Genomic DNA, 24565 nt, shown 5'->3' on the forward strand with positions numbered 1-24565 from the left:
GTACGGCTCGGGCGTCGGTACCGAAGTGCAACGCGCCGACGGCTGTGCGCGTGTGCGCGCCGGCCGTGGCGCGGCTTAGCCTCGACCTGTGTCCGTCCCGCCTTCCCCGCCGCGGTCGGTCGACCGCTACCTGCTGGCCGACCTCGTGGCCGCCGGTCAGGGCTCGACGCTGTGGCGCGCGACGGACCCCGCGCTGGACCGCCCGGTCGGCATCCGGCTGATCCCGCTGCGGGACCCGCGGTCGGCGGATCTGAAGCGGGCGGCGTGCGCGGCGGCGACGGTCGCGGACAACCGGATCGTGCAGGTCCTCGACGTCCTGGAGACCGGCGACGACCTCGCCGTGGTCACCGAGTGGATCCCCGGCCGGCCGTGGCTGGACACCCTGCCGGACCAGCCGGACCCGATGGATGTCGCGCGCACCACCCTGGAAGTGGCTCGTGCGCTGCAGGCCGCGCACGCCGCGGGCGTCGCGCACGGGCGGTTGCGGCCGTCGTGCGTGCTCATCAGCGACAGCGGCGACGTACGGCTGCGGGGGCTGGGCGTGGACGCGGTGCTGTGGGGGGTGTCGCCGGTCGCCGACCCGCTGCGGGCGGACCTGCACGGGGTCGGCGCGCTGCTGTACGCCGGGCTGACCCGCCGCTGGCCCGGCGACCCCATCGACGTGCTGCCCCCGGCGCCGGTCCTCGGCCACCGGGTACTGCCGCCGTCGCGGGTCACCGCCGACCTGCCCGAGATGCTGGACGAGGTCACCGTACGGTCGCTGCTGCCCGACCAGAGCTGGCACGGCAAGACGCCGTACGCCGACATGCCGTCGCTGTCGGCCGGCCTGGCCCGGGCAGCCGAACGGGTCCACCGCCCCGCGGTCACCCGGAACCCCGCCACCGCGGTCCGCCGGTCGGCCGGTGTCCTGGTCGGCATCGTCGTCGCGGTCGGTATGGGTCTGCTCGGGTGGTCGATGGCGACCGCGAACGGGGCGTCGGCGCCGCCGGACGCGGCGCGCAAGGTCGACCCGGTGAGTGTGTTCGGGGAGGATCCGCGACCGTCGGCCACCGCGTCGACCGCCCCGCCGGCCGGCGGCGGCGAGACGTCACTGGCCGTCCTCACGGCAACGTCGTACGACCCGTACGGCAACCGCGCCACCCGGCCGCGACTGGCCCGCGACGCGATCGACAGCACCGCCGGCGTACCCGCCGCGGCCCAGACCGCCTGGCGCACAGCGATCTATCCGCAGCCCGCGCTGAGCGGCAAGCGCGGCGTCGGCCTGCTGCTGGACCTCGGTTCGCCGCGACCGGTGTCGAGCATCGTGGTGGGCCTGGTCGGCAACGGCAGCACGGTGCAGGTGCTGACGGCCGAGGACGACCGGATCGTCGCCAGTCCCCGCGCGCTGCCGGCGGGACTGACGCTGTTCGCCCGGGCGCGCGGTGCCGGTACCCAGGTGACGTTGCGGTCCTCCACCCCGGTCACCGCCCGCTACGTCCTGCTGTGGTTCAAGCGCCTGCCGCCGACCACCAACGGCTTCCAGGGCGGCGTGCGCACCGTCGCCCTCAGCGGCTGACCTGCCGACCGGGCGCTGGCGCGGCGAATCGCCGCACCGCACAACCCGAGGCGGCCTCCGCATCCGCGAGCGCTGCAGCACCTAGGCTGCCCGGCGATGTACCCCGACGCGGCCACCCCCGACGCCGCGCTGCTGGCCGCCCACGTGGCCGGCGACCCCGACGCCTTCGCCGAACTCGTCCGGCGGCATCGATCACGGCTGTGGGCGGTGTCGTTGCGGACCCTCGGCGATCCGGAGGAGGCGGCGGACGCGCTGCAGGACGCCCTGCTGTCGGCCTTCCGCCGCGCGGACAGCTACCGGGGCGACGCCCAGGTCACGACCTGGCTGCACCGGATCGTGGTGAACGCCTGCCTGGACCGGTTGCGCCGCCGCCGGGCCCGGCCGGCGGACCCGTTGCCGGACGACGACGGTGAGACGACCCGGCAACTGGTCGAGCCCCGCGACCAGGTGAGCGACAGCGAGTTGCAGTGGGAGATCGTGGCGGCGCTGGCGCAGTTGCCGCCCGAACAGCGCGGCGCGGTCGTCCTCATCGACGTCGAGGGGTACTCGGTGGAGGAGGCCGCGGCGATCCTGCAGTGCCCGACCGGGACGGTGAAGAGCCGCGCGTTCCGCGGCCGGGCCAAGCTCGCGACCGCGCTGGCGCACCTCCGGAACCCCGACGGGACCGCGGCCGTCACACGACCCGACCGTTCGGCGGATGTGCAGGGAGGTGACGTAGCGCTGTGACCCCCGACCGCCCCGACCGGCCGGCCGAGCCGCCGGTTCCCGACGACCCGGCTGCCGCGGTCCCCGAGGACCTCCTGCCGCTGCCCGCCCTGAGCGACGCCGACGACGCGTTCGTCCGTGACACGTTGGCCTCGTTGGGCACGCCCGAACTTCCTGCGGCCGTGGCGACCCGACTCGACGCCGCGCTGGCGGCCGCAGCCGCCGCCCGTACCGCGACGCCGGCCGGGCAGCCCGGGTCCGGGTCCGCAGGGGCAGCGTCCCCAGAGGCAGCGTCTCCAGGGGCCGAGTCCACAGACGCCGAGTCCACGGATCCAGCGTCCATAGAGGCCGAGTCCGCACGGGCAGCGCAGACCGGCGAGCGCGCCGCAGCACGGCCTGGCCGGCACGCCGGTCCGGTCACCGACCTCACTGCCCGCCGTCGCGGCCGGCTGCTGCCGATCCTGACCGCCGCCGCCGGTATCGCCGTCGTCGCCGGGGCCGGCGTCCTGCTGGCGCCGCGACTCGGCGATCCCGGCACGACCGCTGCGTCGGGCGACCCGACCGCGAGCCCGGGCGTGGACTCCGGCAGCCCCGCGGCGGTGGTCACCGGGACGTCGGGGACGGCGTACAGCCAGGAGAACGTCGTCGACCAGGTCAAGACGATGCTGGTCAGCCACCGTGTCCCGGTCTCGCCGCCCGCCCTGGCTGCGCTGCCCTCGTCGGGCAGTGCGGCGATGACGCCTGGCGGGACCCCGGCGGCCCCGTCCGCCTCCGGGACCGGCGTAGCGCCGACCGGTCCGGCCGCCAGCGGCCCCGCCCCGATGGCCACCACGACCCCGCCGCGGCCTGACCCGACCGGCCCGCCCGTGGGCACCGGAGCGCGGCTGCAACACGATCTGCCCACCGACTCCACGGCGCTGCGCGACTGTGTGACCGGCCTGACCGGCGACCCGGTGCAGCGTGCGCTGCTGGTCGACCGGGGGACGTACGGCGGCTCGGCCGCCGTCGTCGTCGTCCTGGCGATGCCGGACCCGGCCAAGGTGGACGTCTGGGTGGTCGGCCTGGCGTGCTCACGCGGCGACCAGGACGTGCGCTACTTCGTCCGGGTGGCTCGCTAGCGAGGTCCGCTCGGCAGGTCGCAGCCCACCTCATCGTGCGGTACGGCGGATCCGGCGTACGACGCGCGCCCGGGCGGCCCCGGCCGCGGAATGACCCACGACCTGGGATCGTTGTTCGCGCAGCACGCCCGCCAGCAGATCAGGAGCATCCCGTGTCAGAGGTCGGCACCGACCAGGTCCGCAGCCTGGTCATCATCGGATCCGGCCCGGCGGGCTACACCGCGGCGATCTACGCCGCCCGCGCCAACCTGCACCCACTCGTGCTCGAGGGGTCCGTGACCGCCGGCGGGGCGCTGATGAACACCACCGAGGTCGAGAACTTCCCCGGCTTCCCCGACGGCATCACCGGCCCGGTGCTGATGGAGAACCTGCGGGCGCAGGCCGAGCGTTTCGGCGCCGAACTGATCACCGACGACGCCGTACGGGTCGACCTGACCGGTCCGGTCAAGCTCGTCGTCGACGGCACCGGGCGCGAGCATCGCGCTCACGCGGTGATCCTCGCGATGGGGTCGGGCTACCGCGAACTCGGGCTGCCCAACGAGAAGCGGCTGGCCGGCCACGGGGTGTCGTGGTGTGCCACGTGTGACGGCTTCTTCTTCCGCGGCCAGCACATCGCGGTGATCGGCGGCGGCGACTCCGCCGTGGAGGAGGCCACGTTCCTCACCCGGTTCGGTGACACCGTGACGCTGGTGCACCGCCGCGACCAGCTGCGCGCCAGCAAGATCATGCAGGACCGCGCGTTCGCCAACGACAAGGTCGACGTGGCGTGGAACAGCGAGGTCGTCGACGTCCTCGGCGACGAGAAGGTCACCGGCCTCGTGCTGCGGGACACCGTCACCGGGGCGACCCGTGACCTCGCGGTGACCGGGGTCTTCGTGGCGATCGGTCACGACCCGCGATCGGAGCTGGTGCGCGGCCAGGTCGACACCGACGACGAGGGCTACGTGCTGGTCGAGGGTCGCTCGACGCGGACCAACCTCAGCGGCGTTTTCGCCTGTGGCGACCTCGTCGACCACACCTACCGCCAGGCGGTGACCGCGGCTGGCAGCGGCTGCGCGGCGGCGCTGGACGCCGAACGGTTCCTGGCGGCGCTCGACGGAGTGGCTGGCCTTGTCCCCGTCGGTGGACTCGCGCCCGTCGAGGGCGTGGGTGCGTCCGCCTGACGCCGTACCCTGGGACCGCCCGCAGGCCGTCCCAATCCGAACTCCCCGGACGATCCCGGGGTGGGACCGGCGGGGATACCCGTCGGCACGACTGAAGGAGGCCCCGGTGGGCACAGCGAAGGCCGTCACCGACGAGACGTTCGACCTCGACGTCCTCAAGAGCGACAAGCCCGTGCTCGTCGACTTCTGGGCGGAGTGGTGCGGTCCTTGCAAGATGGTCGCCCCCGTCCTGGAGGAGATCGCCGCGGAGAACGCCGACAAGCTCACGATCGTGAAGCTCAACGTCGACGAGAACCCGCAGACCGCAGCTGCGTACGGCATCACCTCGATCCCGACGATGATCGTCTACTCGGGCGGTCAGCGGGTGAAGCAGATCGTCGGGGCCAAGCCCAAGGCTGCCCTGCTCAACGACCTGTCGTCCTTCCTGTAGGCCGCGTGCCGGCCGGGTCCTGTCCCGCTGCCTGTCGAACCGCCGGGTGAGCGGGACGGTGGCCGGCACCGTCGTACGCCGGGGCCAGCGCGGGCCCGCCGTCGCCGAAGTGCGCGACCGGCTCTCGCGGCTCGGGCTGGTGGCAGCCGATCCGGCGCCGCTGCGTGATCCGGACCAGGCGCTGTTCGACGACACCGTGGACGCCGCGGTCCGCCACTTCCAGCAGCAGCGCGGCATCACCGTCGACGGGATCGTCGGTCCGCAGACGTTCCGCCGCCTCGAAGAGGCGCGCTGGCGGCTGGGCGACCGGATCCTGTCGTACGCGCCGGGGCATCTGGTCTCCGGCGACGACGTGGCCGGCCTGCAGCGGCGGCTGGCCGATCTCGGTTTCGACTGCGGCCGAGTCGACGGCGTGTTCGGGCCGCTGACGGATGCGTCGCTGCGGGAGTTCCAGCGCGGCGTCGGGGTGGACCCCGACGGGACGTGCGGCCCCGCGACGTTCAAGGCGCTGGACCGGCTGAGCCGCACCGTCGTCGGCGGTGAGCCGGATGCGCTGCGGCAGGCCGTCGCGCTGCAGGACCTGCGCACCGGGGTCCGTGACAAGGTCGTCGTGCTGGACCCCGGTCACGGCGGCGAGGACCCGGGTCACCACGGCCACGGCCTCATCGAGGCCGTGGTGGTGGACGAGATCGCCGCTCGGGTGGAGGGCCGGCTGCAGGCCATCGGTACCCAGGTGCTGCTCACGCGGGCCCGGACCGGCGAGGTCGACGCCGTCATGGACGAGGCGGCGCGCGCCCACTTCGCCAACGACACCGGCGCCGACCTGGTGCTGAGCCTGCACGTGGACGCCGCCCCGAACCCCGCCGCGCACGGCGTGGCGACCTTCTACTTCGGCGACGGCCTCGGCCGGGCGTACTCGGTGCTCGGCCGTACGGCGGCCGAACTGGTCCAGGACGAACTGGTCGGCCGGACCGACCTGCTGGACTGCCGCAGTCACGCCAAGTCGTGGGACCTGCTGCGGCTCACCCGGATGCCGGCGGTACGCCTGGAGTGCGGGTACGTGTCCCATCCCGGGGACGCCCAGCGGTTGGCCGATCCCGGCTTCGTCGACGCGGTGGCCGAGGGCGTCGCGGCCGCCGTCGTCCGCTTCTTCGCCCCCCAGTAGTCCCGGCTCACCGGTTGGCCCGGCTCCCATTCCCGCGGTCGGGGTGGTCAGGGCGGGCCGGGCGGTCAGTCCTCGGCGTCGGCACCGGTGGCAGGAGCGCTGGCGTCACGGGCCGGGCGCCGCTTCGGGGCCTGCGGCCGCAGCAGCGCCGCGACGAAGCCCGCGATCAGGCCGAGTACGGCCAGACCGGTCGCCACGAGGATCCAGCGAAGCACCCGCACACGCACCTCCGCGCCTCGATGAGGCATGGTAGTCACCCACAGGAGGTGACATCGATGGCCGGCGGCATGCCGGAGCCCGCGGGCTCCCGGCTCGACCCCTGGGTGCACGCGTACGCCGCGCGGACCCGGGGGATGACCGCGTCGGCGATCCGTGCCCTCTTCTCGGTCGCCAACCGGCCCGAGGTGGTCTCGCTGGCCGGCGGCATGCCGTACGTGCAGGCTCTCCCGCTGGATGCCCTGGCCGACATGATGTCCCGGCTGCTGCGCGAGCGGGGCCCGGTCGCGCTGCAGTACTGCGCCGGCCAGGGTGACGAGCACCTGCGCGAGCAGATCACCGAGTACGTCCGGGAGGTCGGTGTCGCCACCCATCCCGACGACGTCATCGTGACCGTGGGGTCGCAGATGGCGCTCGATCTGGTGGTCCGGGTGTTCTGCGACCCGGGCGACGTGGTGCTCGTCGAGGCGCCGTCGTACGTCGGCGCGCTGGGCGTCTTCGCCTCGTACCAGTGCGACGTCGTCCACGTCCCGATGGACGACGAGGGCCTGGAACCGGCTGCGCTGCAGGCGGCGATCGCTGCGACTGCCGCCGCCGGCAAACGGGTCAAACTGCTCTACACGATCCCGTCGTACCACAATCCCGCGGGCGTGACGCAAGGACCGCAGCGACGCCGCGACATCCTGCAGATCGCCCGTGCCGCAGGTCTTCTGGTGGTCGAGGACGATCCGTACGGCATGCTCGGATTCGACGGCGGCGTCGGGGACAGCTGGGACGGCCGGGTTCCGCGAGCGCTACGGGCCGACGACGCCGAGGGTGTGATCTATCTCGGCTCCTTCTCCAAGACGATCGCGTCGGGCCTGCGGGTGGGCTGGGCGGTTGCACCGCACGGGGTCCGCGAGAAGCTCGTGCTGGCAGCCGAGGCCGCGGTGCTGTGCCCGTCGAACTTCTCCCAACTGGCGGTGTCGGAGTTCTTGGCGACCCAGCCGTGGCGGGAACAGATCAAGGCGTATCGCGAGCTCTACCGCGAGCGCCGCGACGCGCTGCTGGAATCCCTTGCCGCGCAGATGCCGGCCGGGACGACGTGGACGGTGCCCGGCGGCGGGTTCTATTCGTGGGTCACGTTGCCCGAGGGTCTCGACGCGACGGCCATGCTGCCGCGCGCGGTGGCCAACCTCGTCGCGTACGTCCCGGGCACCGGCTTCTACGCCGACGGGCAGGGCCGGCAGTCACTGCGGTTGTCCTACTGCTACCCGGACCCGGACCGGATCCGCGAAGGCGTACGGCGGCTGGCGACGGTCGTCGAGGCCGAACTGGTCCTCGCGCACACGTTCGGCACCGGCCGGGGTCCGGCCCCGGGCCCCGGCCCGGCCTCGCCTGCTCCCGACCTCGCCTAGCCGTGGGGCATCCCTCCGGCCGGGCGAATCCGTTGCACCGCAGTTCTTCCCATCTGCGCCCAGTCCGCCTGACCACCGTGCCTCCGACGGGGCCGACACCCGGGGAGCCGGTATGACCATCCTTGTCCTGGCCGGCGGGCTGTCGCCGGAACGCGACGTGTCGATCCGGTCCGGACGGCGGGTGGCCGACGCGCTGCGCGCGGCCGGAGTCGACACCGTCGAACGTGACGTCGACGCCTCGTTGCTGGCCGAACTGGTCGCGTTCCGTCCCCGCGCCGTGATCCCCCTGCTGCACGGTGCCGCCGGCGAGGACGGCGCGCTGCGCGACGTCCTGGAGTCCCTCGACCTGGCCTACGTCGGCTCCCGGGCGCAGGCCTGCCGGCTGGCGTTCGACAAGCCGGTGGCCAAGACGCTGATCCGGCGCGCCGGCGGCCGCACCCCCGACGCGGTCGCCTTGCCGCACGCGACGTTTCGTGACCTCGGGGCGCCTGCCCTGTTGGAGGCCCTGGTACGCCGGATCGGCCTGCCGCTGGTGGTGAAGCCGACCAAGGGCGGCTCGGCCCTGGGAGCCGCGGTGGTCCGGACCGCCGCGGAACTGCCGGCGGCCATGGTCGGGGCGTTCGCGTACGGCGACGTCGCGTTGGTCGAACAGTTCATCGCCGGCACGGAACTGGCGGTGTCGGTGCTCGACAACGGCTCCGGGCCGGTCGCGCTCGCACCGGTGGAGGTCGTGCCCGACGGCGGCTTCTACGACTACGCCGCCCGCTACACCGCCGGCACCACGGAGTTCTTCGTGCCCGGTCGGTTGCCGGAAGCCGTTCTGGCACAGGCGGCCGAGGTCGCCGTGCTGGCCCACACCACGCTCGGCCTGCGGGACTGGTCGCGCAGCGACGTGGTCGTCGACGCCGCCGGTGACGTCTGGTTCCTCGAGGTGAACGTGGCACCGGGCATGACCGAGACCTCGACCTATCCGCTCGCGCTCGGCGGCTCAGGCCGCGACGTCGGCGCCGTCATGGCCGCCCTGGTCGAGCGCGCTGTCGCCCGGCTGCCCTGAGTCCATCGTCGACCGAAGGGAGCGCCGGTGACGGTCGACATCGTGCTGTTGACCCGCGATCTGCGGTTGCACGACAACCCGTCGCTGGCCGCTGCGGCGACCGATCAGGTCGTCCCGCTGTACGTGCTGGATCCGGCAGCGCAGCGCAGCGAGTTCCGCAGCCGTTTCCTGGCCGACTGCCTGCACGATCTCGACGACGCGCTGCGCAAGCGGGGCAGCCGGCTGGTGATCCGCCGCGGCGACACCGTCGACCAGGTCGGCCGGGTTGCCGAACAGGTCGGCGCGGCCACGGTGCACCTGGCGGCCGACGCGAGTTCCTTCGCCCGGCGGCGGGAACGGCGCCTGGCCGCCGAGTTGGGCGGGCAACGGCGGGAACTTCGGCTGCATCCGGGTGTCCATACCGTGGTCGAGCCGGGCGCCGTCGTGCCCTCGGGATCGGACCACTACGCGGTCTACACGCCGTACTGGCGCCGCTGGTCCGAGCAGCCGTACCGACCGCAAGCGGCGGTGCCGCACCGCCTCAGCACCCCCGAGGTGGTCTCCGAAGCCCTGCCGGAGCGTGACCCGCTCGACGGATTCGCCGGCGGGGAGACCGCGGGCCGCGCCCGGCTCACCCGATGGCTGTCGCACGGCCTGGCCGAGTACGGCGAGCAGCGCGACATCCTCGCGGCGAACGGGACGTCGCGGTTGTCGGCGTACCTGCACTTCGGCTGCCTGTCGGCGACCGAGGTGACGACCCGGGCCGCCGAGCGCGGCGCGGCGGCCGAGGACTTCCTGCGGCAGCTGGCCTGGCGCGACTTCCACTACCAGCTGCTGGCCCGGGACCCCCGGCTCGCCTGGCGCGACTACCGGCCGCGCCCGGCCGGCCTGCCCTCGCCCGGGCCAGCCGGAGGCGACGCCGTACCGGCCTGGCGGGATGGGCTGACCGGATACCCGTTGGTGGACGCCGGGATGCGGCAGCTGCTAGGCGAGGGCTGGATGCACAACCGGGCCCGGATGGTCACCGCCAGCTTCCTGACCAAGACGTTGGGCGTGCCGTGGCAGGGGGGCGCCGCGCACTTCTTCCGGTACCTCCTCGACGGCGACATCGCGAACAACGCACTGAACTGGCAGTGGGTCGCCGGTACCGGGACGGACTCGCGCCCGAACCGGCGACTGAGCGCCGTACGGCAAGGCGAACGTTTCGATGCCGACGGCGAGTACGTCCGGCGGTGGGTTCCCGAACTGTCCGACGTCCCGGCCCGGTACGTCCACCAGCCGTGGCGACTGCCGGATGCCGACCGCCCCGGCGACTACCCGCCGCCGATCGTCGAACCACCGTCGAGTCGATGACGAGATCCCTGCTCGCGCAACGGCTCACCGCGCAGTTGCTCGCCGGGCGGCCGGCACGGCGGGTGACCGACGTCGTACGGCGGCTGCTGGCGGTCCAGGCGCAGGATCCCCGCGGTATGCGACTGGCCGTCCGCGCCCGTAGTTCCGGGCTCACCGCGGCGGACGTGGACCGGGCACTGACCGAGGACCGGTCGGTGGTCGTCACGACACTGAACCGCGGCACGCTGCACCTCGTCCTCGCCGAGGACTACTGGTGGCTGCACCCGTTGACGACGCCGCAGTTGTCGGTGGGCAATCTGCGGCGGCTGGCTCAGGAACAGGTCGGTCCGGACGAGGCCGACCGCGGGGTCGAGGTCGTCGAGCAGACGCTCGCCGCCAACGGCCCGATGACGCGGGCGCAGCTCCGGGAAGCTCTTGCCGCAGCGGGGATCCGGGTGGTCGGCCAGGCGTTGCCGCACCTGCTGCTGCTGGCCACGATCCGCGGGTTGGTCGTCCGCGGTCCGCTGCTTGGCACCGAGCACGCGTTCGTGCTGGTACGCGACTGGCTGGGCCGGCCACCGGCGCCGGTCGAGCCGGAGGTGGCGCTGGCCGAGCTGGCGCGGCGCTACCTGGCCGGTCACGGGCCCGCCGACGCCGCCGACCTCGCGCGGTGGGCCGGGATCACGCTGGGAAACGCTCGCCGCGGCCTGGCCGCGGTCCGCACGACACCGTGGGAAGGCAGCGGCCTGCTCCGGCTGCCGGGGCATCCAGGCGCGGCGGAGCTGCCGCCGCCCCGGCTGCTCGGTTCCTTCGACCCGTCCCTGCTCGGCTGGGTGTCACGGGAGACGATCGTCGGTGCGCACCAAGGAATCGTGACCGACAACGGGCTCTTCCGGCCGTTCGCGATGGTGGACGGCCGGGCGGTCGCGGTCTGGTCCCTCACCGGTTCGCGGCTCGCCGTACGACCGCTGGAGCCGATCGACCCCGAGGTGAACGCGGCGCTGGACGCCGACGGTCGCGAGGTACTGCGGTTCCTCGGCCGCGACGTGGACCTACCGGCAGACTGAGGCGACGATGGCGACAGACGACACTGATCCGGCCGCCCACTGGGACAACCGGTACGCCGAACGCGACCGCATCTGGTCCGGCCGGCCGAACGCCGCGCTGGTCGCGACGATCACGGGGATTCCGCCGGGACGGGCACTGGATCTGGGCTGCGGCGAGGGCGGCGACGGCATCTGGCTGGCCGAACAGGGCTGGCGGGTCATCGGCGTCGACGTGTCCGGTACGGCGATCAGCCGGGCGGCCGCGGCCGCCGCGGCCCGCGGCATCGGCGACGACCGGATCACCTGGGTGACAACGGATCTGAGCACGTGGGATCCGCCGGAGAGCTACGACCTGGTGTCCGCCTGCTTCTTCCACTCCACCATCGACCTGCCGCGCACAGCGATCCTGCGGCGCGCGGCGGCCGCGGTGAGACCGGGCGGACTGCTGCTCGTCGTCGGCCACGCCGAGGTCCCGCCGTGGTCGCGGCACCGCGACCACGGGCACGAGACGCTGCTGGGACCTGCGGCCGAACTCGCGGCGCTCGACCTGACACCCGGGGGCTGGGAGACGGTGGTGAACGAAGTCCGCAGCCGGGAGGCGACCGCGCCCGATGGCGAGCGGGCCGTCCTGAGCGATGCGGTCACGCTCGTGCGGCGTCGCTGAGGCGCTGCCCTCGCGGTGCGTCGAAGCGTGTGTCAGCGGTGGCGGGTCAACGTCAGATGCACGACGCCCTGCGGCGCGGCCACGCTCTCCACGTCGTAGTCCACCTCGAGTCCCTCCAGATCGTCCCAGAGCCGGACGCCGCGGCCCAGGACGAGCGGAGCGATCGCGACGTGCAGGACGTCGATCAGCCTGGCGGACAGGAACTGTCGGACGGTCGTCGGGCCACCGCCGATCCGCACGTCCAGTCCGCCGGCGGCCTCGGTCGCCACCGCCAGCGCGTCCTCGGGCGTGGCGTCGAGGAAGTGGAACGTCGTACCGCCGGCCATCGGCAGCGGATCGCGTCGATGGTGGGTGAGGACGAACACCGGGGAGTGGAACGGTGGGTTCTCCCCCCACCAGCCGCGCCATTCCGGGTCCTGGTGCCAGCCCGGCGGTCCGAACTTGTGCGAGCCCATGATCTCCGCACCGATCCCCCGGAACTGGCGGGCGACGAAGGCATCGTTCACTCCCCGCGTCCCGGCGGTGGCGGCCGGATCCTGGCCGAGGACGTGGACGCCGAAGGTCGCCGTACCCACCATCCACTCCATCAGGCGGGTGCCGGCGTGCCCAAAGGGCGCGTCCCGAGCCTGGCCCTCCCCCGTGGCGAAGCCGTCCCACGAGATTCCCATGTCAGCGCGTACGACCATCGCTCCTCCAGACAGATCCGGTGACGAGCGTAGTGACGGCCACCGACCGTCAAGGCGGCCCGGCACCGTCCGGCGCGCGGCACGATGTGACGCCGGACCTCACGCCTTCGGGGTGACAGCACCCACTCACCCCCAGGAGGCTCCGATGCCCAGCGCATCCCGCTCCACCACCCCCGTCGGCATCGACCTGGACGTCGTCGAGGGCCGCTACGCCGAGCTCGGCGACTACACGGTGGCGTTCGAGACGTTCAAGCAGGACCTCGACGTCGCGCCGTACTTCCGCGGCCTGCCCGGCGACGCCTGCACCTGCTCACACGTCGGGTACGTGACGTCGGGCCAGCTCACGTTCCGGTGGCCTGACCGGGAGGAGACGTACGTCGAGGGCGATGCGTACGTCGCGCCTCCCGGGCACCGCCCGCTCATCGCGGCCGGCACGTCCCTGGTGGAGTTCAGCCGGTCCGCGGATCTGCAACCGGTGATGGCCGTCATCGGCCGCAACATCGAGGCCCTGGCGCAGGCAGGCACGTGACGGTTGCTCACTGACGGGGGTTTCGTCGGCGGCACGGCAAACAGATTCACCTGCTGCGGCCCGGACCGTAATCTCACGGAATGGCGAACGACGCGGCGGCCGTGCCGTCGTTGCTGGCCACGGCCGAGCAGGCGTGGTCCCGCGGCGACGGCCGGACCGCCCTGTCGCTGTTCGATCAGGCAGCCGTCCTCGCGTCCCGGCAGGGAGACCTCGCAAGCCACGCGGCCGCCGTGCTCGGGCTCGCACGCGGCCAGCAGTACAACGTGACGCCGGGCGTCCTGCCGATCCGGCTGCACGCGGCCTACCAAGCGGTCGATGACCCGGCGCTGCGATGCCGGCTCGCGGCGGCGCTGGCCCGCTGCTGGGCGTACGCCAACGAGTCTCGCCGGGCGCAGCCGTTCGCCGTCGAGGCGTTACAGCTGGCCGAACGGGATGAGGACCCGGCGCTCCTGGCCGACGCCTTGGATGCGGCGCTCGCGTCGCATTGGGGCCCCGACGATCTCGCCGTACGACGGGAATGGGCGGTCCGGTTGGGCGACGTCGTGGCCCACCTGAGCGATCCGGACGCACGGCTGCAGGCGCACGTCTGGTCGCTCACGGTGGCGTGGGAGGTGCTGGACCTGCCGCGGATGCACCGGTCGATGCGGGCGATCGAGCTGGTGGCCGAGGAATCGCCGCGGGCGGAGTTCTTCGCGGCCAGCCGCCGCCTGCCGCTGGAACTGCTGCGGCAGAACGTCTCGGTCGCTCCGCTTCTCGTGCAGCGGGCGGAGGTGGCAGCGGGTACGGCGGTGATCCCGGACGCGGACGCGGTGCTGCACGCGATGCGCGGCTACGCGGCACTCTTCGCCGGCGACGCCGCCGGCTGTGCCGCCGAAGCCGCTGCGTACGAGGCGTATGCGGTCCAGTTCGGTGTCGCCGGTGTCCGGGCCGAGGCCGCGGTGGTGTGGTCGGGCGCCGGCCGCCTCGACAAGGTCGCGGAGATGGTCGGCGCGTTCACGCCGCCGGTGCTGGCCGGACTGCCGCGCGACAGCGACTGGCTGCTGACCGTCCAATGCGTTCTGGAAGGCGCACTGGCCGTCGGTGACGTCGAGATCGTCCAGGCCGCAGCCGCGTTGCTGGCGCCGTACGCCGGTCGTTCGGTGGTCAACGCCGGTGCGGTCATGTGGCACGGGGTCACCGACGACGTCCTGGCGCGGGCGTATGCCGTTCTCGGAGAGGCAAAGACGTCGGCCCGCCACCAGGCGGCGGCGCTGGCGACGTACGAACGGATCGGGGCGCGTTGGTGGCGGGACCGGCTGGACGACGCACTGCGGACATCGGCTACGTCCGCCGACGGCGCCGTGTCTGACCGCGTCGTGTCGGATCGTGTCGTGGTGCACCTGTGCCAACAGCCGGGCGGGCTGTGGTTGGTCGGACGGGAGGGGGCGACGTTCGTGCTGCCGCGGCTGCGCGGGCTGGCACATCTGCATGTGTTACTGAGCAACCCGGACACCGACGTGTCGGCGCTGATGCTGACCAGCGGTGCCGTGGTGGAGCAGGACGGGCTCGATGTGCTCGACGAGAGGTCGCGACGGATCCTGGCGGCCAAGGTGGCGGAGCTCGACGCCGAACTCGCCCGGACAGAGCGACCGGCGCTGCGCGAGGAGCGGGACGCGATCGCGTCGTATCTGGCGGGTGGGACGGGGCTGGGCGGGCGCCCTCGGGCGACGGGCTCGAACGCCGAGCGGGCGCGGGTCGCGGTGCGCAAGGCGATCGTGGCCGCGTTGGCGGCCATTGCCGAGGCCGATCCCTGGCTCGGCCGCCAGCTGCGAGACCGGATCCGGACGGGTTTCGAGTGCCGCTACGAGTCCGACGTGGATCGCCCACTCGGGTGGGTGTTGTCGACGGCGAAGTAAGCCCAGCCAGACGGCCCAAGCGATGGTGATCATCGAGCGGTGCCGCTGGCACGCGGCCACGAGCCAGCCACCACCACGCTCAAGCAGCTTCAGTCCCGATGCCGACGACGCCGTACTCGACATGTCCTTGGAGAGGATGACGACGGCGAAGGCCCAGACGGCCTGCACCGCTACAAGTTGCGTCGCGACCAACTCCAAGGGTTTACCGCGTCCGGACTTCCGGGATGCGGCTGAGGCTCCGAACGTCGCAGTGAGGTCGATCAGGCAGGCAGTCGATCGGTGTCGTGGTTGCGGCGCTCCACCAGGCCCGTCGCTCAAGGTGGTCGACCGCATTGGGCTGTCGAACTGGCCCGATGGGGCCACGCGATAGCGCCCGCCGCACGTGAGGCCGTGGAGACTCAGCCCTGCTCGGCCGGAGTGGGCTGGGCAAGTCGCGCCGGGAGCCACGGGTACGGATCTCGGATCGGCGTCCGCGCTGCCTGGCGCGCCTCTTGCACGCGCGTCAGGGCGGGTCCCGGCACGTAGTGGCGACCCTTGGTCGCGCCGACCGGTCGGAGTAGCTCGAGCTCGACGAGCTGCTTCAGGTCGCGGCTGCCCGTGCGTTCCTCCACCTCGGCGCGTTTCACATACGTCGGACGGCGCACCCGGTAGCCGAGCGCCGCCTCGTAGAGCGCGAGTCCGGCCCGTTCGGGCAGTCGATGGTCAGCCGACAGTTCGTCGATCGCCGTCCACATAGCCACGGCTTGGTCGATACGGCGCTGCAGTGTCTGGGCCTGGATGTGATGGGCGCGCAAGTTGAAGCAGACCCACAGGGCTGTGTCCCGGTCGGGATGCCATGCCCCCGCGCCGGTGTGGGCCAGGACGCGGTAGTAGTCGGCCGTGTTGGCGCCGAGCCACTCCTCGATGCTGGAAAAGGTCGGATCTGCCAGCCCGCGCCGGGCCAGGACCAGGGTCTGCAATGCCCGAGCCAGTCGGCCGTTGCCGTCACGGAACGGGTGGATCATGACGAGGTTGAGATGCGCCATGGCTGCTTGGACGAGGGCGTCATTCGCGGTGCTGGTCAGTGATTCGACCAACTCGTCGACCAAGCTGGGCACCAGGGCGGCATCCGGCCCCTCGTACACCGCGTCGCCGCTCGCGTCGTCACGCACATAGATTGTCCCGGTGCGGTAGCGGCCCGGGGACTTGGACAGGTCGTGTCCCAGCAGCATGAAGTGCATGCTGCGTATCGCGGAAGCGTCGAGCGCGAAGTGCTCGTCGGGAGCCATGGCCAGGACGTAGCCGAGTGCCTGCCGGTAGCCACGGATCTCGGCAAATGTCTGATCGTCGGCACTGAGCGGCTCCTCGTCGTCGACGGCGGCGGCCGCGTCATCCACCTCCACGACGTAGCCCTCGATGCTGTTGGAACCGCGGATTGCCTGGGCCAGGGCATGGCGCCGTAGGCCTCCTGACCACCGGCGCGGTGTTCGCAGGTGCTCGGTCAGGCCGGCCCGCATCGTGTGGATTTCCTGCAGGACCCGCTGGTCCTCCGGGCTGATCGACGGCGACTCGAAGATCATCAAATGTCCCTATGTCTCTATTCTTAGGACACAGTAAGGAAGGCCGGGCGATGTCGCAAGAATAGAGACATTGGGACAAGCAGACCGCGGCCAGGCAGTTCCCGTCCCGGCCGCTTCGTGTCGATCCACGCGCGTCCCGTTCGACCTATCGGTGAGAAGGTCGGCAGGCGACCTTCCGGACCCGAGGGGTACGACATGGCCAAGTACATGCTCATCTGGCGCGCGACCGACGAGACCCTCGCCGCGCTGGGCGAGGCCGACTTCACCGAGATGATCGAGCGGGTCGGTCGGTTCAACGAGGAACTGATCCGTGCCGGCGTCCTGCTGGCCGCCGAAGGACTCGACGATCCCGCCGAAGGAGTCGTGGTGGACTTCTCCGGCGAGACCCCCGTCGTCACCGACGGACCGTACGGGGAGACCAAGGAACTGTTCCTCGGCTTCTACATCCTGCAGGTCGCGTCCCAGCAGGAAGCCATCGAGTGGGCCAAGCGCGCTCCGGTGACGCCGGGCAGCAAGACCGAGATCCGCCGCATTCCCACCATCGACGAGTTCCCACAGGACAACCACTGGGTCCAGCTCGAGCGCACCTGGCGGGAACGGACCGGACAGCTGTAGGACCGTGGCAACCACCGAGGCGCAGGGCGCCCTCGACGCGGTGTGGCGCATGGAATCCGCCCGCATCGTCGGCGCCCTCGCCCGGTACACCGGCGACGTTGCTCTCGCCGAAGACCTTGCGCAAGAGGCGGTCGCTGAGGCGTTGGTGTCCTGGTCGGTCGACGGCGTACCAGCCCAGCCGGCAGGGTGGCTGCTCACCGTCGGCCGCCGCCGCGCCATCGACGCGTTCCGGCGGCGGGCTGCCCTCGACACTCGCTACGCCGCCCTCGCCCACGACCTCGACGACCAGGTGCCCGGCGCCGACGCGCTGTTCGACCCGGACGCGATCGACGACGACGTCCTGGCGCTCATGTTCATCGCGTGCCACCCGGTGCTGCCCAAGGAGTCCCGGATCGCCCTCACCCTGCGCGTGGTCGGCGGACTGGGGACCGACGAGATCGCCTCGGCCTTCCTCGTCCCGGTGGCGACCGTGCAGGCCCGCATCACCCGGGCGAAGAAGGCGCTGACGGCCTCCGGCGTCGCGTTCGCCGTACCCGAACCGCACGAGCGCCGCGACCGTCTCGGCTCGGTCCTGCAGGTCGTGTACCTGATCTTCACCGAAGGCTCCTTCGCCACCCGCGGCGACGCCTGGATCCGCACCGACCTCGCCGGCGAAGCGGTGCGGTTGGCCCGGATCCTGACCCGGCTGGCGCCCGAACCCGAGGCGTACGGCCTGCTCGCCCTGCTGGAACTCACCGCCGCCCGGTTCCCCGCCCGCCTCGACGCTGCCGGCGAACCGGTCCTCCTCGACGACCAGGACCGCCGTCGCTGGGACTCCGCCGCGATCCGCCGCGGTCGCGCCGCCTTGGCGCATGCCGACGCCGGCCGCGGGCTGGGCCCGTACGGGCTGCAGGCCGCCATCGCGGAGTGTCACGCGGTCGCCCCGTCGGTCGCCGACACCGACTGGGCGCGCATCGTCGCGCACTACGCGGCGCTCGCCCGGCTGACCCCGTCGCCGGTGGTCGATCTCAATCACGCCGTCGCGGTCGCCATGGCTTCCGGTCCCGCCGACGGACTGGCGCTACTGGACGCCATCGCGGCCCGCGGCGACCTGGCCGGCTCCCATCACCTACCCGCGGTTCGTGGCGAACTGCTCACCCGACTCGGCCGGTACGACGACGCCCGGTCCGCGCTGGGTACGGCGCTGGACCGGTGCAGCAACACCACCGAACGGGGCGTCCTGGCACGCAAACTCCGGGAACTCGGCGAGCCCTAGCTCGCGTGGCAAACCGAATCACGCCGGCCGGGCATGTAGCCGGCCTCGTGGCCGTGCAGACGGCGGAGCCGGCCCTTGGCCGGCCTTGCTGGACGTGCGGGCGACGAGCCGGTCGGCCTAGCATCTTTGGCGATGAGTTCCGCGTACCCGCCGCGGCTGGCCACAGCCGGCGACGCCGTCGTCGTCGCCACGCTGCTGCACGACTTCAATACCGAGTTCGATACGGCGTCCCCCGGCGTCGACGTGCTCGCCGGGCGTCTCGCCGTCCTGCTCGCCGCTGAACGGACGTTCGCCATTCTCGCCGGCGAGCCGGCCATCGCCGTCGCGCTGGTCACCCTGCGCAGCAACGTCTGGTACGACGGGCCGGTCGCGCTCCTCGACGAGCTGTACGTCGTACCCGCGCTGCGCGGCAACGGAATCGGCACGGCCGTTGTCGAGCTGCTGCTGTCGACGGCCCGTGACCGCGGCGCGGAACTAGTCGAGATCAACGTCGACGACAGCGACGTGGCCGCCCAGCGGTTCTACCGCCGGCACGGCTTCCTCGACATCGAACCGGCGACCGGCGAACGCGCCCGCTATTTCTGGCAGGAACTCGAACCGAGCTAGGACCACACCCGAGGACCACAGGAATCGTCGAGCGCGCGGCGGTCGACGTGACGGCCATGCGACGCGGCTCGCGACAGCGCGGCGCGGGCCGGCTCGGAATCCCCAGGCCGGCCCGCGCTGGGCAACTCACCGCAGGTCGAAGCGGTCCAGGTTCATCACCTTGTCCCAGGCGGCCACGAAGTCCTGGGCGAACTTCTGCTGGCCGTCCGAGGCGCCGTACACCTCGCTGATCGCGCGCAACTGCGAGTGCGAGCCGAACACCAGGTCGACGGCAGTGGCCGTCCAGCGGACCTCCCCGGTACCGCGATCGCGACCCTCGTACACGTTCTCCGTCTCCGCCGACGCCTTCCACTGGGTGCCCGCGTCCAGCAGGTTGGTGAAGAAGTCGTTGGTCAGCACTCCGGGCCGGTCGGTGAAGACGCCGAGGTCGCTGTTGCCGGCATTGGCCTGCAACACCCGCAGTCCACCGACCAGCACCGTCATCTCCGGCGCGGTCAACGTCAGCAGGTTGGCGCGGTCGAGCAGCAACGTCTCCGGCGGCAGCTTCTCGCCGTCCCGCAGGTAGTTGCGGAAGCCGTCGGCCCTCGGTTCCAGCACCGCGAACGCCTCGGTATCGGTCTGCTCGGCCGACGCGTCGGTCCGACCCGGGGCGAACGGCACCGTGATGTCGTGCCCGGCGGCGCGGGCGGCCTGCTCGACGGCCGCGCAGCCGCCCAGGACGATCAGGTCGGCCAGCGAGATCCGCGTCCGGCCGGACTGCCCGTCGTTGAACTCCGCCTGGATTCCGCTCAGCGTGGCCAGCACGTCGGCCAACTCCGCCGGGTCGTTGACCGCCCAGTCCCGCTGCGGTGCCAGCCGGATCCGCGCCCCGTTGGCCCCGCCGCGCTTGTCCGTGCCGCGGAAACTGGCCGCCGACGCCCAGGCAGTCCGGATCAAGGCCGCTGCCGATACACCGGAGCCGACGAGCTTCGCCTTGAGGGCTGCGACGTCGGCGTCGCTGACCAGGTCGTGGTCGACGGCCGGCACGGGGTCCTGCCACAACTGCGGCTCGGGCACCCACGGCCCCAGGTAGCGCGATCGTGGTCCCATGTCCCGGTGCAGCAGCTTGAACCAGGCGCGGGCGAAGGCGTCGGCCAGCTGGTCGGGATTCTCGCGGAAGCGTTGTGCGATCGGGCCGTACGCCGGGTCCAGCCGCATCGCGAGGTCCGTCGTCAGCATCATCGGTGCGTGCCGCTTCGCCGGGTCATGCGCGTCCGGCACCGTGTCTTGGGCAGCCGGATCGGTCGGCGTCCACTGCTTCGCGCCCGCCGGGCTGGTCGTCAACTCCCATTCGTAGCCGTACAGGTTCTCCAGGAAGCCGTTGTCCCAGGTCGTCGGGTGGTTCGTCCAGGCGCCTTCCAGGCCGCTGGTGATGGTGTCCACGCCGCGGCCGCTGCCGTGGCTGTTGTGCCAACCGAGGCCCTGCCCCTCGACCGGGCACGCCTCCGGCTCAGGGCCGACGTACTGCGCATCGACCGCACCGTGGGCCTTGCCGAATGTGTGGCCGCCCACGATGAGCGCCAAGGTCTCCTCGTCGTCCATTGCCATGCGGCGGAACGTCTCCCGGATGTCCCGGGCAGCGGCCAGCGGGTCAGGGTTGCCGTTGGGGCCCTCCGGGTTCACGTAGATCAGACCCATCTGGACCGCGCCGAGCGGACCGGACAGCTCGCGGTCGCCGCTGTAGCGCTCGTCGCCGAGCCAGGTGTCCTCCGGACCCCAGAACACCTCGTCGGGCTCCCAGACGTCCGGCCGACCGAAACCGAACCCGAAGGTGGTGAAGCCCATCGACTCCAGCGCGCAGTTGCCGGCGAACACCAACAGATCCGCCCAGGAGATCTTGCGGCCGTACTTCTGCTTGACCGGCCACAACAGCCGCCGTGCCTTGTCCAGGTTGGCGTTGTCCGGCCAGCTGTTCAACGGCGCGAAACGCTGCGCACCGCTGCCGCCACCGCCGCGGCCGTCTTCGATGCGGTACGTCCCGGCGGCGTGCCAACTCATCCGGATGAACAACGGCCCGTAGTGGCCGTAGTCGGCCGGCCACCAGTCCTGCGAGTCGGTCATCACCGCGATCACGTCGCGTTTGAGCGCGTCGACATCGAGCGTCGCGAATTCTGCGGCGTAGTCGAAACCCGGATCCATCGGATTCGCCCGCGGTGAATGCTGGTGGAGCACTTGCAGGTTCAGCTGGTTGGGCCACCAGTCCTGGTTCGTGCGGGGTCGCGCCGGCGCCGGGCTCGGGGACGGGATTACCGGGTTTTCGCTCTCAGACACGTCGGTCCATCTCCTGTCTGGGTGGCTGGGCTGATGACTGTTCGCCTTGACCTGTCAGGACGTTCTCTGCCTGGACACACTCCGGGCACCGGCCCCAGTAGATGACCTCCGCCTCGGTGATGTCGAAGGACGAATCGCCGGCCGGCGACAGGCAGGGTGCGTACCCGGCCGCACAATCCACGTCGGCGATGACACCGCACGAGCGGCACACCACGTGGTGATGGTTGTCGCCCACCCGGGCTTCGTACCGGGCGACGAAACCCATCGGCTGGAACCGGCGGATCAGGCCCGCGCCGGCGAGCGCCCGCAGGATGTCGTAGACGGCCTGGTGCGAGATCTCGGCGAGCTCTCCGCGGACCACGGCGATGATCGACTCGGTGTCGGCGTGCGGATGGGCATGCACTGCGGCCAGCACGGCGAGCCGGGGCCGGGTCACCCGCAGGGCCGCTCCCCGCAACGCGTGCTCATGCTCCGCAGTCGCCAGCACCTTGCCCAGGGTGGCCCACACACTTGAATGAATCAAGAACTTCCGCCGAACGAGCCTTGGCAGGCTCGCGTCAGCTGGGCGAATCAGCGCGGCGAACAAGGCGGCGAGCAAGCGTGGTGAAATCGGCCATGGACGAAACCGCGGCAGAGCGTGCCGAGCTGCAACGCCTGCTGGACCGCAGCATGGCCGCTGCCGGGCCGCACCTGCGCGACATCATCACCGACGAGCGGCGGCTGACTGCCGATGAGGTCTGTGAACGTCTGCAGGGCATGGTGCTGCTGACCATGGCCACGGTGACCTCGGACGGCCGGCCGATCGGCGCCCCCATCGACGGCTACTTCCTGCACGGCCGCTTCCACGTGAGCACCGGACCGGACTCGGTCCGGCTGCGGCACCTGCAATCCCGGCCGGCAGTCACCGCCACGCACCTGCCGGGTGAACAGCTGGCGGTGACCGTCCACGGCCGCGCCGAGCTGTACGACGGGACCGACCCGGCCTGGGTGCGGCTACGGCAGGCGATGCTCGACCACTACGTGCCGACGCAGGGCCCGCAGTTCGCCGAATGGCTGGACAGCATCGCCCCGGTCGCCGCGGTGATCGTGCCGGACAAGATGTTCACGTTCGCGATGGACTAGCCGCGTCCTCGGCTGCCGCCTCACGTGGCAGCTCCGCGGCGCGCCAGCAGTACCAGGCCGCGACACTGCGGTACGGCCGGAAGGGGTCCCCCAACTCGGCCAGCGCCCGCGGGCTCGGCAGCGGAACCCGCCAGGCCACGGCGTACCCCTTCCGTACGCCGAGGTCGCCGGTCGGCCAGACGTCCAGCCGGCGCAGGTGGAAGATCAGGAACATCTGGGCGGTCCACACCCCGATACCCCGGACCGTGCTCAGCCGCGCCACGACCTCCTCGTCGCTCTCCCGCGCCAGGCCTCGCGCGTCGAGGACGACGGTTCCGTCGACGACCTTGCCGGCCAGGTCGCACAGCGACGCCAGCTTGTTCCCCGACAGACCGGCCGCCCGCAGCGTCTGCGGTGCGGTCGCGAGGATCCGTTCCGGCGTCACCTCCCCGCCGAGCGCGGCGACGACCCGGCCGTGGATCGTCCGGGCCGCCGCGCCCGCCAGTTGCTGGTGGGTGATCGAGCGGACCAGGCTCGCAAAGTGGCTCTGCCGCGGGACGGGCACCACCGGGTACCCCACCTGGCGGACCAGGTCGGCGATCACGGGGTCGCGACCCGCCAACTCCGTGGCCGCCTGACGGTGGCTGACCCGACCGGCACGGCCGGTCCCGGGGCGTGCGCGGCCGGTCCCGGAGCGCGCGGGAGGGGACACCGCCATCCCTCCCGCCGCTTCGACCGGCCGAGCCTAACCGCGTCAGGAACCCTCGCGCACCGGGAAGATCTCGTCGGCGACGAGGCCGTGCGCTTCCCGATGCACGCTGGCCGCAGCCTCGGCGTCGGGCGCCTCCACCAGGCAGAAGATCTTGCCGGCGGCCTCGTCGACCCAGTACCGCTGATAGGTCACCCCGTACCGGTCCTGCGTCTTCAGGTCGGCGACGTGCGCGTTCTCGACATCGCCGAGCTCGACCGGGCCACCCAAGCTGTGAACGTCCATGAACAGGGCCATCAGATCCTCCTACCCGCACCGCCACAACGGCTCTCGTTGTGTCACCATGAGCGTCGTCCCGTTGCCCGTCGGAGGCCATGACCGGATGACCGGCACCGTTGACCCGTTGCCCACAACCGTCCAGTCGGCGGTGGCCGACCCGTTGGGCGTGGTCCTGCAGGGCCTGCGGCTGGAGGGCGCGATCTTCCTGCGGGCCGAGTACACCGAGTCGTGGTCGTACGAGTCGGCGACCGGGGCCGTCACCGCCCAGCTCCTGCGGCCGGGCACCGACCGGGTCGTGCTGTTTCATGTCGTGGCCCGCGGGACCTGCTGGGTCGCCATCGGAGACGGCGAAAAGCATTGGGCCGCAGCCGGTGACGTCATCGTGCTGCCGTACGGCGATCAACACCGGATGGGCGGTGTCGGCGAGGCCGAGAGCGTCCCGCTGGCCACAATCCTGGTCCCGCCGCCGTGGCATCAGATGCCGGTGATCCGGCACGGTGCGGGCGGCAGCCGGACCGACGTCGTGTGCGGCTACCTGCACAGCGACGACGCACTCTTCGATCCGCGACTGCGGGCGCTCCCCCCGGTGTTCGTCGTACGACCGCCGGAAGGCCCTGCGGCAGAATGGGTCAGCGCCAACATTGCGTACGCCCTGGCCCAAGTCGACGGTGCGGCGATGGGCCCGAGCACGATGTCGGTACGGCTGCCGGAACTGCTGTTGGTCGAGGTACTCCGGTTGCATCTGGCGACCGCCCCCGCCGTCGAGCACGGGTGGCTGGCCGCGTTGCACGATCCGGTGCTGCGACCGGCGCTGGCGGCGATCCATGGCGATCCGGCGCACCGGTGGACCGTGCCGGAGCTGGCGCAGCTGGCCGCGGTCTCGCGTTCGGCGCTCGACGCGCGCTTCCGGCAGATCCTCGGCCTCTCACCGATCCGCTACCTGGCCGACTGGCGACTGCACCTGGCCCGTGACCTGTTGTCCACCACCGACCTTGGCAATGCGACTGTGGCACGCCGCGTCGGATACGAAGCTGAGGAAGCCTTCAGCCGGGCGTTCAAGCGGGCCTATGGCCGGTCGCCGACCAGCTGGCGTGCCGAGCATCGGATGCGGTAGCCGCCCGGCGAGATCGACGGGACGATCGAGAACTGCTTGTCCGCGCTGCGACGCGGGTCTAGCGTGGCCGCCGCAGGTGCGCA

Annotated in this window: 24 protein-coding genes; 18 read left to right on the top strand and 6 right to left on the bottom strand. The window is 72.0% G+C overall.

Annotation, left to right across the window (positions count from 1 at the left end; translation table 11 throughout):
• The first annotated feature begins 88 nt into the window (after window positions 1-88).
• From EPO13_05165 to EPO13_05215, 11 genes are all read left to right on the top strand, one after another.
• Window positions 89-1555: a hypothetical protein gene (locus EPO13_05165; GenBank protein ID TAK70331.1), complete on the top strand. Its 1467-nt coding sequence runs from the start codon at window positions 89-91 to the stop codon at window positions 1553-1555.
• Window positions 1556-1651: 96 nt separating this feature from the next.
• Window positions 1652-2281, top strand: a complete 630-nt coding sequence (gene sigM / locus EPO13_05170) for an RNA polymerase sigma factor SigM (GenBank protein ID TAK70332.1) — start codon at window positions 1652-1654, stop codon at window positions 2279-2281.
• Window positions 2278-3378 (top strand): hypothetical protein, encoded by a 1101-nt coding sequence (locus EPO13_05175; protein TAK70333.1) that lies wholly within the window; start codon window positions 2278-2280, stop codon window positions 3376-3378. Before sigM ends, EPO13_05175 begins: the two co-directional genes overlap by 4 nt.
• Window positions 3379-3530: 152 nt before the next feature.
• Window positions 3531-4541, top strand: coding sequence for a thioredoxin-disulfide reductase (trxB, locus tag EPO13_05180; protein ID TAK70334.1), 1011 nt, complete (start codon window positions 3531-3533; stop codon window positions 4539-4541).
• A 106-nt stretch (window positions 4542-4647) separates the two neighbouring features.
• A complete protein-coding gene (trxA, locus tag EPO13_05185; GenBank protein ID TAK70335.1) occupies window positions 4648-4971 on the top strand; it encodes a thioredoxin in 324 nt (107 codons plus the stop codon).
• A gap of 58 nt (window positions 4972-5029) precedes the next feature.
• Entirely contained in the window at window positions 5030-6136 is a 1107-nt protein-coding gene (locus tag EPO13_05190) for an N-acetylmuramoyl-L-alanine amidase (GenBank protein TAK70484.1), read from the top strand.
• Window positions 6137-6411: 275 nt separating this feature from the next.
• Window positions 6412-7749, top strand: coding sequence for a PLP-dependent aminotransferase family protein (locus EPO13_05195; protein ID TAK70336.1), 1338 nt, complete (start codon window positions 6412-6414; stop codon window positions 7747-7749).
• 112 nt (window positions 7750-7861) lie between these two features.
• Window positions 7862-8803 (top strand): D-alanine--D-alanine ligase, encoded by a 942-nt coding sequence (locus EPO13_05200; protein ID TAK70337.1) that lies wholly within the window; start codon window positions 7862-7864, stop codon window positions 8801-8803.
• A 27-nt stretch (window positions 8804-8830) separates the two neighbouring features.
• A complete protein-coding gene (locus EPO13_05205; protein ID TAK70338.1) occupies window positions 8831-10135 on the top strand; it encodes a deoxyribodipyrimidine photo-lyase in 1305 nt (434 codons plus the stop codon).
• The gene (locus EPO13_05210) at window positions 10132-11181 is read left to right on the top strand and encodes a winged helix DNA-binding domain-containing protein (protein ID TAK70339.1); all 1050 of its coding nucleotides are present in this window, start codon (window positions 10132-10134) and stop codon (window positions 11179-11181) included. Before EPO13_05205 ends, EPO13_05210 begins: the two co-directional genes overlap by 4 nt.
• Before the next feature lie 7 nt (window positions 11182-11188).
• Window positions 11189-11824, top strand: a complete 636-nt coding sequence (locus EPO13_05215; GenBank protein ID TAK70340.1) for a class I SAM-dependent methyltransferase — start codon at window positions 11189-11191, stop codon at window positions 11822-11824.
• Window positions 11825-11856: 32 nt separating this feature from the next.
• Here the strand turns inward: EPO13_05215 and EPO13_05220 are convergent, their stop codons facing one another.
• A complete protein-coding gene (locus EPO13_05220) occupies window positions 11857-12510 on the bottom strand; it encodes a dihydrofolate reductase (GenBank protein ID TAK70341.1) in 654 nt (217 codons plus the stop codon).
• 145 nt (window positions 12511-12655) lie between these two features.
• Here EPO13_05220 and EPO13_05225 point away from each other — a divergent pair, with 145 nt between their 5' ends.
• Together EPO13_05225 and EPO13_05230 are read left to right on the top strand one after the other, a co-directional pair.
• Complete coding sequence (locus tag EPO13_05225; GenBank protein ID TAK70342.1) at window positions 12656-13039, top strand: cupin domain-containing protein; 384 nt, start codon at window positions 12656-12658, stop codon at window positions 13037-13039.
• An 80-nt stretch (window positions 13040-13119) separates the two neighbouring features.
• Window positions 13120-14934: a hypothetical protein gene (locus tag EPO13_05230; GenBank protein ID TAK70343.1), complete on the top strand. Its 1815-nt coding sequence runs from the start codon at window positions 13120-13122 to the stop codon at window positions 14932-14934.
• Between the two features lie 398 nt (window positions 14935-15332).
• On the opposite strand, the gene EPO13_05235 is transcribed toward EPO13_05230, so the two are convergent.
• Entirely contained in the window at window positions 15333-16493 is a 1161-nt protein-coding gene (locus EPO13_05235) for a Fic family protein (protein ID TAK70344.1), read from the bottom strand.
• 195 nt (window positions 16494-16688) lie between these two features.
• Here EPO13_05235 and EPO13_05240 point away from each other — a divergent pair, with 195 nt between their 5' ends.
• The 3 genes from EPO13_05240 to EPO13_05250 all read left to right on the top strand — a co-directional run bounded on the left by EPO13_05240 (window position 16689) and on the right by EPO13_05250 (window position 18969).
• Window positions 16689-17108, top strand: a complete 420-nt coding sequence (locus EPO13_05240) for a transcription initiation protein (GenBank protein ID TAK70345.1) — start codon at window positions 16689-16691, stop codon at window positions 17106-17108.
• A 49-nt stretch (window positions 17109-17157) separates the two neighbouring features.
• The gene (locus EPO13_05245) at window positions 17158-18363 is read left to right on the top strand and encodes an RNA polymerase subunit sigma-24 (protein ID TAK70485.1); all 1206 of its coding nucleotides are present in this window, start codon (window positions 17158-17160) and stop codon (window positions 18361-18363) included.
• Window positions 18364-18495: 132 nt separating this feature from the next.
• On the top strand, window positions 18496-18969 hold the full coding sequence (locus EPO13_05250; protein TAK70346.1) for a GNAT family N-acetyltransferase: 474 nt from the start codon (window positions 18496-18498) through the stop codon (window positions 18967-18969).
• A 126-nt stretch (window positions 18970-19095) separates the two neighbouring features.
• Here EPO13_05250 and katG read toward each other — a convergent pair whose 3' ends face one another.
• On the bottom strand, window positions 19096-21279 hold the full coding sequence (gene katG / locus EPO13_05255) for a catalase/peroxidase HPI (protein TAK70347.1): 2184 nt from the start codon (window positions 21277-21279) through the stop codon (window positions 19096-19098).
• Window positions 21272-21766 (bottom strand): transcriptional repressor, encoded by a 495-nt coding sequence (locus tag EPO13_05260; GenBank protein ID TAK70486.1) that lies wholly within the window; start codon window positions 21764-21766, stop codon window positions 21272-21274. Before EPO13_05260 ends, katG begins: the two co-directional genes overlap by 8 nt.
• Before the next feature lie 128 nt (window positions 21767-21894).
• Between EPO13_05260 and EPO13_05265 the strand changes: the two genes are divergently transcribed.
• Window positions 21895-22401, top strand: coding sequence for a pyridoxamine 5'-phosphate oxidase family protein (locus tag EPO13_05265; GenBank protein ID TAK70348.1), 507 nt, complete (start codon window positions 21895-21897; stop codon window positions 22399-22401).
• Here the strand turns inward: EPO13_05265 and EPO13_05270 are convergent.
• Window positions 22382-23098, bottom strand: coding sequence for a DNA-3-methyladenine glycosylase 2 family protein (locus EPO13_05270; protein ID TAK70349.1), 717 nt, complete (start codon window positions 23096-23098; stop codon window positions 22382-22384). The two genes, EPO13_05265 and EPO13_05270, sit on opposite strands and share 20 nt — an antisense overlap.
• Before the next feature lie 36 nt (window positions 23099-23134).
• Window positions 23135-23386, bottom strand: coding sequence for a DUF4242 domain-containing protein (locus EPO13_05275; GenBank protein ID TAK70350.1), 252 nt, complete (start codon window positions 23384-23386; stop codon window positions 23135-23137).
• An 85-nt stretch (window positions 23387-23471) separates the two neighbouring features.
• Between EPO13_05275 and EPO13_05280 the strand changes: the two genes are divergently transcribed.
• Window positions 23472-24482 carry an AraC family transcriptional regulator gene (locus tag EPO13_05280; GenBank protein ID TAK70351.1) on the top strand — a complete coding sequence of 337 codons (1011 nt, stop codon included), beginning with the start codon at window positions 23472-23474 and terminating at the stop codon, window positions 24480-24482.
• Window positions 24483-24565: the final 83 nt, after the last annotated feature.

The sequence above is a fragment of the Actinomycetota bacterium genome, from assembly GCA_004297305.1.
Taxonomy (GTDB): domain Bacteria; phylum Actinomycetota; class Actinomycetes; order S36-B12; family FW305-bin1; genus FW305-bin1.

Coding starts and splice junctions, on each gene's coding strand:
- EPO13_05225 (TAK70342.1), top strand. CDS start 12,656: ATGCCCAGCGCATCCCGCTCCACCACCCCCGTCGGCATCGACCTGGAC.
- EPO13_05280 (TAK70351.1), top strand. CDS start 23,472: ATGACCGGCACCGTTGACCCGTTGCCCACAACCGTCCAGTCGGCGGTG.
- EPO13_05215 (TAK70340.1), top strand. CDS start 11,189: ATGGCGACAGACGACACTGATCCGGCCGCCCACTGGGACAACCGGTAC.
- EPO13_05240 (TAK70345.1), top strand. CDS start 16,689: ATGGCCAAGTACATGCTCATCTGGCGCGCGACCGACGAGACCCTCGCC.
- EPO13_05210 (TAK70339.1), top strand. CDS start 10,132: ATGACGAGATCCCTGCTCGCGCAACGGCTCACCGCGCAGTTGCTCGCC.
- EPO13_05265 (TAK70348.1), top strand. CDS start 21,895: ATGGACGAAACCGCGGCAGAGCGTGCCGAGCTGCAACGCCTGCTGGAC.
- EPO13_05235 (TAK70344.1), bottom strand. CDS start 16,493: ATGATCTTCGAGTCGCCGTCGATCAGCCCGGAGGACCAGCGGGTCCTG.
- EPO13_05275 (TAK70350.1), bottom strand. CDS start 23,386: ATGGCCCTGTTCATGGACGTTCACAGCTTGGGTGGCCCGGTCGAGCTC.
- EPO13_05230 (TAK70343.1), top strand. CDS start 13,120: ATGGCGAACGACGCGGCGGCCGTGCCGTCGTTGCTGGCCACGGCCGAG.
- sigM (TAK70332.1), top strand. CDS start 1,652: ATGTACCCCGACGCGGCCACCCCCGACGCCGCGCTGCTGGCCGCCCAC.
- EPO13_05245 (TAK70485.1), top strand. CDS start 17,158: ATGGAATCCGCCCGCATCGTCGGCGCCCTCGCCCGGTACACCGGCGAC.
- EPO13_05200 (TAK70337.1), top strand. CDS start 7,862: ATGACCATCCTTGTCCTGGCCGGCGGGCTGTCGCCGGAACGCGACGTG.
- EPO13_05250 (TAK70346.1), top strand. CDS start 18,496: ATGAGTTCCGCGTACCCGCCGCGGCTGGCCACAGCCGGCGACGCCGTC.
- EPO13_05270 (TAK70349.1), bottom strand. CDS start 23,098: ATGGCGGTGTCCCCTCCCGCGCGCTCCGGGACCGGCCGCGCACGCCCC.
- EPO13_05220 (TAK70341.1), bottom strand. CDS start 12,510: ATGGTCGTACGCGCTGACATGGGAATCTCGTGGGACGGCTTCGCCACG.
- EPO13_05195 (TAK70336.1), top strand. CDS start 6,412: ATGGCCGGCGGCATGCCGGAGCCCGCGGGCTCCCGGCTCGACCCCTGG.